The 593-nt window shown below is 67.3% G+C and carries 1 protein-coding gene; it reads left to right on the forward strand.

What is annotated here, in order from left to right:
• On the forward strand, positions 1-190 hold a 190-nt coding region (locus tag G6027_RS17020), incomplete at its 5' end, for a hypothetical protein (protein WP_194306718.1).
• Between the last annotated feature and the right edge of the window lie 403 nt (positions 191-593).

Consider the following 593-nt stretch of genomic DNA (forward strand, 5'->3'; position numbering starts at 1 on the left):
GCGGGTCCAGCAGTCCGACCACGAGGACGTGCCCGGCGTCGGCCTGTGGCTATGGAACGGCAACACCCCCGCCCAGGCGCTCAGCGTCGACGAGGCACGCCACCTCGGGCAGGCACTCCTAGATGCGGCCCAGGTCGTAGACGACCAGCGAGACGCCGCTATACGCCGCCTTCTCGACAACACCCCCTGATTGCGCCTCTGAGTGCTTTCCGTGCGGTTGTGGCCCTCAGGGCCACGACTGGCGCGGTGATCGCTCAGCGTGCGATCTAGAGGGCGTTTTCAGGGACGTTCGCCCATCCACTCAACGTCTTCCGGTGTGCACACCACAGAACCGGCTGTGGCGCCCCTCCCTCGGGTCTGGCCAGACGACGGGCAGGGGTCACGACCAAGCTCGCACCCATACGGGGCGGGCTACTCGTCGTGGGCAGATGGTCTATGCCGACATGGTGACCGGGCAAACTCTGGGGAAGGGGATCAGCACCAGCACCCCGTAGGGGTTCCTCGCCTTAGCGGTGACCACCCCGCCACATTCTTGAGCCCCTCCCCGGCCTGATTGCCACCCGCCGGAGTCAGGCGTCTCTCTCCCCCGGTGG

It is taken from the genome of Dietzia sp. SLG310A2-38A2, assembly GCF_014145095.1.
In the GTDB taxonomy this organism is placed as follows: domain Bacteria; phylum Actinomycetota; class Actinomycetes; order Mycobacteriales; family Mycobacteriaceae; genus Dietzia.